Raw genomic sequence first — 8,904 nt, 5'->3', positions numbered from 1 at the left:
CGCAGTCGAACACCAGCTCGATCGGCTAACTTACGGAAGCCCGCACACCCCAGGCTTCCCCCGTGGTGTGCGGGTACTCATTTCAATCGAGAATTCTCATAGACACGAGCACCCTCGCTCACGGACTTACGGAAAGAGGGTCTCGACACGGTGTCGATGCGCAACGAGCGCACCCGTGCCTGCCTGCCGAGAGATGCTCATCCCACAGGGGATGGCCCGGCCGGGTCCATCAAAAGCGATTCCGCTGCCAATCGCAGTGTTTCTCTAAATAGATCCCGAACGATCAAGGTCGCCTCGGGCATCTACGGTACTTCGGAGATCACGATAGGAGCGACGTCATGCCAGAGTTTGCAATTCTCTTGGTGTTTCTCCTTGCTGCGTTCGCGATCAGCAGGCTCGTTTAGTGAATTGAAATGTGCTCCCGATGGCACGCACGACGGCTACACCGTCCAGCTAAGTGTCGATCGCTTCAGAGTTCGCAGGGAAAGTGACCGCAATTGGGTGGGCTGGCTCCGGATCCCCTGGACCAGCTGCAAGACAACCGAGCGAGGGCTTCATGACGATTCCGATCTCACGACGAGGCAATGCATATTTGGAGACTGCACGGACTTTGCTCCGCCATGCCGAAACCATGACAGACCGGGCGATTGCCGGTCAGCTCAAGGCCCTTGCTGACGACTACGAACGGAGAGCTGTGAAAGCTTCGCATGTCGATGCAGCGAAAGCACTCGCTCGATCGGCTGCTGCCAGCGCTGAACCCGAGTGGTGTACATGACCTGATGGTCAGCCTCGCAGCCCCCACCATGAGGAGCGCATATTGGGCGATATTGTTCGATTTTCCCCAAAATCTGAGTGCGACCGAGCCCGCTTAATTCAAGAAGCACGCGCGAAATATGACAGCATCTTCCCGCCGGCTGATCCGGTCAGGGAGCAGCATGACAAGGCACCGATAAGGCATACGGTCGGCGGCGCCAATGCCCATCGCAGCGACGAGGGTCTCTTGTCGTGATCAAGATCATCGCCGTGCTCTGCAGTCTCTCTTCTCCGACAAATTGCCGCGCTTCTCCGACAAATTGCCGCGAGCAGGTCGTCACCACCTCGGACTTCGCCGACGTCTCGATGCAGTCCTGCCTGATGGGTGCGCCGCAGCTCGCCGAGTGGATGAACCAGCATCCTGCCGAGCGCCTGGCGGCATGGCAGCTTCCCCGGACGCGCGGAAATCTATTGAAGAATTGATCCGCTGCGTGCTCGCTGCGGCTCTTGCGCGTCCGCGCCGGATGTGAGGGAACGTTCGGCATTGCGGGTCATCGGCACGGCAGCCGGTTGCGGTTGCTGACCAGCAGCTTCGGGCCGATTAAGATTGCGGTCCCACGTGCCCGAATTGACACCTCCGGAAAGCAGCTGGCGATCAGCGCATCGGCGGCCAGCGTGCGGCGATGGTAGACCCGCAGCGCCTGCTCTTCCATGCCGTTGTCCTGCTACCTGGCCGGCGCCAACACGCGGCGGGTGCGCCGCGCCCTCAGCGCTCTGTTTGCTGGCGCCATCGGCAAGGACACGGTGGGCCGGGTGTGGCGCAAGGTGAAGAGCAGCTGGGACACGTGGAATGCCCGCTCGCTGGCCGAGGAACCGATCATGCGAATGAGCGCTCCAACGCCGAATGATCCGAGGTTGATCACCTCCGAGACCATGCCACCTTCAATTCCTACCAATCCCGCGACGGGATCCGTGTTCATGAGAATTCTCGATTGAAAAGAGTACCCGCACACCGCGGGAGCAGCCAAGGGGTGTGCGGGCATCGGTGACTTAGCCGATCGAGCTGACATTCGCCTGAGCGAGCAGCTGCGTGAGGTTAGCGGAACCACCGTTACCGAAGACACTGAAGCCGCCGACGGCAACACCAACCTGCGTAGCAATCTGCGGCTGTACGACGATATTGCCTGTCAGATTGTTCAAGTCGAAGAGCCCTCCGCACACCGCGTCGAGTTCCGCATCGACCAGTTCATACATTTCACTCATGAATTCCCTCCTTTTGGGGTTGCATGTGAACAACATCTGGCTTGAAGCAAGCCAGCGCCTCACCATGCTTGTTTGATACACGAGGCTGGCTTTTCCATCTGTGACAGAACTCACGGCCGCCCCCACAGTGGCAGTCAGCTTTGGCTACGTCATAACCTGTTGGATTTACGCTGTGAGCCAGCTGGCGTCCTCAGGGCCGTCGTCGCCACGGCCATGCTCCTAGAGTCTGCATGATGGGATAAATCGACGAACAGTGATTCAAGTTTCCCCGACGCTGCAGCCTGGGGACCGCTTACAGCGGTCACGCGAGATGCTTATGAGCGCGGCAAGATTGCTACAGTAGCCCCGGCTTCATGCTGTACGGTCGCGCGAACGGCGCGCCCTGCGAGCGAATTCGATGCACGACCTTGCGTCGCGCCAGGAGCCGCGGGCTGCTCTCAAGATGGTGTGCGGACTGCAACGGAAATGCCGCTGCGCGCGTATCGCTCCAACGAAGGCACCTCGGAGGAATATCGTCGCGATCGCATTCAAGCACTGGTGAAAATGCATGAATGACGGCAGCTTCGACAGCATGACGTCCTCAGTGCGGCTTGCCGAGCACGAATGCGAAGGGCAAGATGAAAAGCTCATCGCCGGCCTCATCGATGGCATGCAAGGCCCAATCACGCCAATCTTCAAGGTTGGTTGCTGCGATGACCGATCGCACCTTGCTGGTGGCCTTCTCGCACGCCTCGATCAGGTCGGACACGGATGTACCGCAACGATCCATCAACACGCCTCGGGCGTTGGAGAAATGGAAGTAGACCTGAGCCATTTACGCCTCCTCTGAGCATCCTGGTTAGCAGGGTCGACCCTGTATATCGGAGCCATACAAGGCCGCAGAAGAGATCGTCTGTGATCATGCTCACAGGGTAGTTGAGGCTCGTCAGCGTTCGCAAAAATGAAATTGCAAGCTCGTGGCGCCCTCAAGGCCCAAAAGACTGCGATACGCAACGGTCGAGGATACAAGCATTGTGGCTGCTGATGGCGACGCCGCGATTCGACAACTGTCTCGCTGACGGACAAAAGTGTCCGACCATTTGTTCAAGGATTGCTGCCGACGCGATCAGTCGCCTTGGTCTCGACCGCCGGGCCGATCAGGAGATTGATCGGAACGCCCTGTCCGTGGCGGCAGGTCAGCAGCCCCGATCCAGATGAGCCAGATGCCACGATGCGGCATCGATCGTCGTCCATGACCAACGTGCCTTCCAGGCGTGCGGACGAAACCTTCAGCTGCATATGCGCCTGCTTTTGCTCGACGCCATTGACGCTGCACAGGCCGACGTGTCGCAGCGTCATCGCCCCTGAATAGTCCGCACCTAGGCGCGTTACCGTTTTCGCGAGATTTCCCGTCATCTCCCATTCGTGGAGATAGCCGATTTTCCCGCTGAACGAGTAGGACTGCGCCAAAGCGGCCGGCGCAGCGGCAAACGTCAGTATCACCGCGACGATCGTGCGCATCCTTCCCGCACCCTTCACGCTCACTGCAACTCGCGCGCGACGCGAAAGCCGTTGGCATAGTAGCGCACGTCAACGTCGTAGCGAAACCTCGCTGGAGATCTGACGTCGCTGGCCTTGCTCAGGAAGTTACCCCCGCGCAGCACCCGCAGGCGGCAGTCGCCCGATATCCAGGGCGAACCGTCCTTGGGTGCATTGCGATAGGAGTCGTTCCAACAATCCTCGACCCATTCTGCCGCGTTGCCTGATGTGTCGTAGAGCCCGAAGCCGTTTGGCCGGAACGAGCCAGCGGGCACTACCCGCTGCTTGGTCGGACTGCCGCAGGTATCGCACTGTGCCTTACCCGCGCCTACCTCTCGTCCCCACCAAAACGGCGTCTTGGTCCCCGCGCGCGCGGCATATTCCCACTCCGCCTCGCTGGGAAGACGGTATTTTTGTCCGGTCTTCTGCGACAGCCAGGCGACGAAGAGCTTGGCGTCCTCCCAGCTGACATTGATCACTGGGCGGTCGCCGCGTCCCCAGCCGTGATCGTCGGGACGCGCCTTGCAAGCGCCAGCATCTGCGCACTGATCCCACTCCGCAAACGTCACCTCGCGGCGGCCGATGGCGAAGGGCTTGCGAATGCTGATCGAATGCTCGGGCTTCTCATAGGGCGTCTCATTGGACCCCATCACGAAATCCCCCGGCGGCACCACCACAAGCTCAGGACAATTGTCGCAATCGCGAAATAGTTCTCCTGGATCCAGAGCGGCACCATTTTGAGCTACCCTGGTGTTGGATGGCGCGGACGGCGGGTCGGCAGACTGGCCGCTGCTCAGCCCTCGCTGGGCGATCGCCGCAGTGCTCGCCAATTCCACTAGCGATGTGAGGAGGATCACAGACAAGACGGCCAATTTCATGTTGTGATCTCCAGTAGGCCTGAACGATCGACAGTATGACATGTCACATTCAAATGGACATAACATGCTTCATCCAGCCTCAACCGGCAAGGCGACGGTTCCGACCGAGGAATTTCGGATTTACATTGGGCGGCAAAGGAATATCGTTTGCCCGACCCGCTCGCTTTGCCTGACGGGATAATACTAGGTTTTGCAATTTTTTTTCAGATTACCGCGACTGCTGCGGTCCAGACATTGGGAAGAGCGCGATGATGAATCGCTTCCTGCCATCAGTCCTGGTTCCATTTATCGCCGGCTTGATGCATTGCCACGCCGCACAGGCCCAAGCTGGCGGACCGACGCCGTCGCCGGCGGGGGCGGCCGTCTATTTCATCGGATTGAAGGACGGCGACACGCTGCCACCCAAGACCACTCTGCATTTCGGCCTGCGTGGCATGGGCGTAGCGCCGGCAGGTTCGGACCGGGCCAATAGCGGTCACCATCACTTGATCATTGACGCGCCGACGCCGGCGCTGAATGTCGAAACCCCCAACGACTTCCAGCACCTGCATTTCGGCGCGGGACAGACCGAGGCCGAGATTTCGCTGACGCCCGGCGAGCACACGTTGCAGCTCGTGTTCGCCGACAAGAATCACGTTCCGCATTCGCCTCCGGTGATATCCGAACGGATCAAGGTTAAGGTAGCCGAGCAGACCGCCCCCGCAGCGGCGCAGACGGCACCACCTGCTTCAGGCGGACGTCAACCCTCGCCGAAGGATGCCAAGGTCTATTTCATCTATCCCAAGAACGGCGCCTATATTTCTCGTAACCCGGTTATCCGCTTCGGCCTGCTGAACATGGGCGTGGCACCGGCGGGCTTGGAGAAGCCCAACACCGGCCACCATCATTTGCTCATCGATACCGAGATGCCGCCGCTCGACAAACCGACCCCGAACGACTTCAACCATCTGCATTTCGGCGCCGGCCAGACCGAGGCGAAGATCACCCTGCCGGTCGGCCAGCACAAGCTGCGCCTGCTGTTTGCCGACGCCGCTCACGTGCCGCACGATCCGGCAGTCTACTCGGAAGTCATTACCGTCAACGTGACGGAGAGCGGCCAGCCGCCTCGGAAGCGCTACAAGCGACGCCATCGCCCATGGCGGAGTTACTGATATTGATGCAGCCATGAAACTGCGCCAACTCATGATTTTCGGCCTCTGTCTCGCCATCGGCGCGATGTTCTCCAATGCGGCCGCAGCGGAGCGTCGTGTCGCGCTGGTGATCGGAAACTCCGCCTACAAGAACGCATCCACGCTGCCCAATACCACTAATGACTCCTATTCGATGGAAGCGCTTTTCAAGTCGATCGGCTTCGACGCCGTCTTTTCACGCACTGATCTCGGCGTCGTCGACTTCAAGCGCACTGTGCGCGAATTCCTCATCACGGCAGAGAACGCCGATATTGCGGTGGTCTATTACGCCGGCCATGGCATCGAGATCAGCGGCACCAATTATCTGATACCGGTCGACGCCAAGCTGAGCCGCGACTACGACGTCGACGATGAAGCTATCGCACTCGACCGCATCATCTGGGCGCTTCAGCCGGTACGCCGCCTGCGTTTGATCCTGCTCGACGCCTGTCGCGACAACCCGTTCGCGACCAAACTGCGCTCCGCAGGCCGCGCGACTTCCAGAGGCGGGCTGGCGAAGCTTGATGAAGTCAGCGCCGATACGCTGGTGGCCTACGCGGCAAAGGCCGGCTCGATTTCCTATGACGGCGACGGCTTCAACAGTCCCTACGCAACCGCGCTGCTGCGGCACCTTGCCGCGCCCGGCGTCGATATCCGGATCGCCCTTGGCCGCGTCCGCGATGCAGTTATCGCCATGACCGGCGGACGGCAGGAACCGTTCATCTATGGCTCTCTCGGCGGCACAACCATCGCCTTGGTGCCGGTGCCGGATCCGCCAAATGTCGCGCCGGTGCTGCAGCCTGTGGTGGCTGCGCCGAGTTCCCCGCCGGTTTCGGTTCCGGCCCTGCCAAAGCCAAGTGTTGCCGGGGTCAATCCGACGGCGCCAGCAATCACGCCGCCAGCCGCGAAGGGGGAGCCCCCCAGACCACCGCTTGGGGCCCAGGCGGCGATCGAGCCCGCAGACCCCTGTGTCCGCGACGAGACGCGGCTGGCGCGTCTGCGCTCCAACCCTGTGCCCGACGAGATCGTCAAGCTCCAGCGCGAGGTCGCCTGCAGCCGGCTGCGCCCGCAAGTGCAGCGCCTCTTCGAGAGTTTCGTCAGCGATACAACTGGCGTAAATGCCGCACCGGAATCGGCTCCGAGGCAGCAGCATGCGCAGAACGAGCCTGTTCGCGCGGAAGATGCCTGTGCCCGCGATACGGCGCGTCTGGCACGCCTGCGCGCTGAGCAGCCTACATTCGAGGCGATTACCAAGTTCGAGAAGGAATTGGGCTGCGAACAGCTCCGGTCCCAGATCCGCCGACTGCGCGAGAGCGTCACCCCCTGATCCGGCTGTCCGGGCAAACCAGCGATCGGTATCGGGCTAAAGCGTGATGACGTTTCTTCGAATCGTCATCACGCTTTATCTTTTTGTTTGAGCATGACCTTTTCGGAAAACCCGCTACACACTTTTCCGGATCATGCTGTAGGCCGCGCAGGGCCGGTGTTGCGGGTATAGCTGACCAGGGCTTGTACTCAATCGTAGTGGCTAAAATCGGCGAACAGTGATTCAAGGCTTCCCAAGGATTTTGGGAAGCTGACCAAGCGCGATGACCTGACCATTTCGTACGCCAGGCGACTCACGGTGAACGGCGTTGGATGAAGCGTCAAACACGTGGCTGTCGTGATCGGGACAACTAGTGCGGTATCGTGGGGGGGGGGGCGCTTCATCTTCGTCACCTCCACTGTTCAGCAGCAACCGTGCGGAGCGCTTCGCCTTTGGCGCGATCGGAATCCGATTTGCGGCATATGTGGCACCGTAAGCATACGAGACGCGCCGTATCGCGGGCACAGGCATCTTCGGCGCGAACAGGCTCGTTCTGCGCCTGCTGCCTCGGAGCCGGTTGCGGCATGGCCAGACAGTCCCATCGACTGAACTCTGTTCCGGGTGATGCACCCCTCCATGCTGATCCACGCGGACAATCGAGGTGTCGATCATCTGGACGGGGTATCATTGGCAGCGGCGGCCGCGTCCACGATATCGCCTCCACACTCCAGCCCGCCGCCGGCGAACGGAGCGACTGTAGGAAGTGGTCATCAAATCGTACAAATTTCCATCCGCCGCTGACCTGGGCGGTCAGGAGATCGGAATGGATACGAACTTGCGCGTAGTGGGAGGCATTTCTGGGCAGGTACGCTCGTTGGGCATCGACACCGTGTCGAGCCCTTCCCGAAATGCCTTGAGCGAGCGTGCTCGGGTCGTGTCCATGAAAATTCTCGATTGAGTTTTTATCTGAACGCGATCGAGAGCAGCCAAGGAGCGTGCGGGCATCCGCAATCTAGTGCGAGGCGATAGAGCTGAAGTTCAGCTGACTGAGCAGCTGTGTGACGCTGGCATTATCGCCGACAGCCACACCAATCTGCAACGCAATGGTCGGCTGTATGACGATATTGCCGAAATTGATGATATTGCCGAAACTGAAATTGCCGAAACTGAAACTGCCGATATTGCCGAAGTCGAAGAGTCCCTGATTCCCCTGATTCTCCATGCCCCCGCGTTGTCCGTGATGCCCGTGAAGATGTCCGTGATCTGCGTGACACCCGTCACCGCCCCGGCGATACCCTCCACACACGGCGTCGAGTTCCGCATCGATCAGTTCACGCATTTCACTCATGACTTTGATCCTCAGGGGTTTGCATGTGAACAACATCTGGCTCAAAGCAATCCAGCGCCTCACTCGTGTTTGATATCGGACGCTAGGTTTTCTATCTGTGACAGAAATCACAGGCGCCCCTCAGTGGCAGTCAGCTTTGGCCACGCACCGTTGGGTTTACGCTGTGTGTGTGACTTTGCTCTCACAGCAAAATGGTGGGTGCGTGCCTGGATCGCTGACAAAGCGTGTGCATGTCGCGGAAGCGCTGCTCGAACGGACTGCCCGGGAAGATCGCGTCGACGCCCGCTCCCTTGCGAAGTTTCCCAGCTCGACCGCGCCCGGGATCGCGTCGGCGCAGGCTAGTCGCACGCGGGTCCGATTGGTGACGTCGATCAGCGCCACGTCGCCGGCCTCCGCATTGTGAGCGTGTCGATGAGGTAGGCGAGCGCCAAGCCGAGCCGCGCTTTCGCGCGTGCCAGGTCGGCCTGCATGACCGCATTGTCTGCGAGCCGGAAACCCCGCGGCGCCTTGTGGAACGCCAATGTGATGAGCTCGGACAGCATGGCGCGCGCGATGCCGAGTGCCGCGGCGGCGACCCAGGTCGCCGGGCCAATTCCGCAAAGCACTAATTCATTGAGCGAGGGTGCTCGCGTCCAAAAATTGTCGATTGAAATGAATACCCACACACCC

The 8,904-nt window shown here is 60.3% G+C and carries 11 protein-coding genes and 2 pseudogenes; 7 read left to right on the top strand and 6 right to left on the bottom strand.

Annotation, left to right across the window (positions count from 1 at the left end; all coding sequences use genetic code 11):
- Nucleotides 1-556 precede the first annotated feature (556 nt).
- From CQ12_RS42075 to CQ12_RS47635, 5 genes and pseudogenes are all read left to right on the top strand, one after another.
- Nucleotides 557-775, top strand: a complete 219-nt coding sequence (locus tag CQ12_RS42075) for a hypothetical protein (RefSeq protein ID WP_083519221.1) — start codon at nucleotides 557-559, stop codon at nucleotides 773-775.
- A 42-nt stretch (nucleotides 776-817) separates the two neighbouring features.
- A complete protein-coding gene (locus tag CQ12_RS42070; protein ID WP_083519220.1) occupies nucleotides 818-1,009 on the top strand; it encodes a hypothetical protein in 192 nt (63 codons plus the stop codon).
- On the top strand, nucleotides 1,006-1,236 hold the full coding sequence (locus CQ12_RS10045) for a hypothetical protein (RefSeq protein WP_057835147.1): 231 nt from the start codon (nucleotides 1,006-1,008) through the stop codon (nucleotides 1,234-1,236). The genes CQ12_RS42070 and CQ12_RS10045 overlap by 4 nt, the downstream gene beginning before the upstream one ends.
- Nucleotides 1,212-1,392 (top strand): annotated as a pseudogene (locus CQ12_RS47640) (IS256 family transposase); the annotation flags it as partial. The gene CQ12_RS10045 and the pseudogene CQ12_RS47640, both read left to right, overlap by 25 nt.
- Before the next feature lie 81 nt (nucleotides 1,393-1,473).
- Nucleotides 1,474-1,641: pseudogene (locus CQ12_RS47635) on the top strand (transposase); the annotation flags it as partial.
- Nucleotides 1,642-1,803: 162 nt separating this feature from the next.
- Here CQ12_RS47635 and CQ12_RS10035 read toward each other — a convergent pair.
- The 4 genes from CQ12_RS10035 to CQ12_RS10020 form a co-directional block, all read right to left on the bottom strand.
- Nucleotides 1,804-2,016: a hypothetical protein gene (locus CQ12_RS10035; protein WP_157088113.1), complete on the bottom strand. Its 213-nt coding sequence runs from the start codon at nucleotides 2,014-2,016 to the stop codon at nucleotides 1,804-1,806.
- 580 nt (nucleotides 2,017-2,596) lie between these two features.
- Nucleotides 2,597-2,830, bottom strand: a complete 234-nt coding sequence (locus CQ12_RS10030) for a DUF6894 family protein (protein ID WP_057835144.1) — start codon at nucleotides 2,828-2,830, stop codon at nucleotides 2,597-2,599.
- Between the two features lie 269 nt (nucleotides 2,831-3,099).
- Nucleotides 3,100-3,516, bottom strand: a complete 417-nt coding sequence (locus CQ12_RS10025; protein WP_057835143.1) for a hypothetical protein — start codon at nucleotides 3,514-3,516, stop codon at nucleotides 3,100-3,102.
- Between the two features lie 20 nt (nucleotides 3,517-3,536).
- Complete coding sequence (locus CQ12_RS10020; RefSeq protein ID WP_057835142.1) at nucleotides 3,537-4,412, bottom strand: formylglycine-generating enzyme family protein; 876 nt, start codon at nucleotides 4,410-4,412, stop codon at nucleotides 3,537-3,539.
- A 248-nt stretch (nucleotides 4,413-4,660) separates the two neighbouring features.
- Here CQ12_RS10020 and CQ12_RS10015 point away from each other — a divergent pair, with 248 nt between their 5' ends.
- Both CQ12_RS10015 and CQ12_RS10010 read left to right on the top strand, forming a co-directional pair.
- Nucleotides 4,661-5,563: a DUF4399 domain-containing protein gene (locus CQ12_RS10015; protein WP_057835141.1), complete on the top strand. Its 903-nt coding sequence runs from the start codon at nucleotides 4,661-4,663 to the stop codon at nucleotides 5,561-5,563.
- Between the two features lie 13 nt (nucleotides 5,564-5,576).
- Nucleotides 5,577-6,908 carry a caspase family protein gene (locus CQ12_RS10010; protein ID WP_057835140.1) on the top strand — a complete coding sequence of 444 codons (1,332 nt, stop codon included), beginning with the start codon at nucleotides 5,577-5,579 and terminating at the stop codon, nucleotides 6,906-6,908.
- A 991-nt stretch (nucleotides 6,909-7,899) separates the two neighbouring features.
- On the opposite strand, the gene CQ12_RS43585 is transcribed toward CQ12_RS10010, so the two are convergent.
- On the bottom strand, nucleotides 7,900-8,235 hold the full coding sequence (locus tag CQ12_RS43585) for a hypothetical protein (RefSeq protein WP_157088112.1): 336 nt from the start codon (nucleotides 8,233-8,235) through the stop codon (nucleotides 7,900-7,902).
- A gap of 371 nt (nucleotides 8,236-8,606) precedes the next feature.
- Nucleotides 8,607-8,904, bottom strand: a 298-nt coding sequence (locus CQ12_RS45645) for a hypothetical protein (RefSeq protein ID WP_210180588.1), incomplete at its 5' end; no start/stop codon positions are given.

Source organism: Bradyrhizobium jicamae (genome assembly GCF_001440395.1).
GTDB classification, from domain to species: Bacteria; Pseudomonadota; Alphaproteobacteria; order Rhizobiales; family Xanthobacteraceae; genus Bradyrhizobium; species Bradyrhizobium jicamae.
The sequence above is the reverse complement of the archived record's forward strand: the minus strand, read 5'-3'. Positions and strand labels throughout refer to the sequence as shown.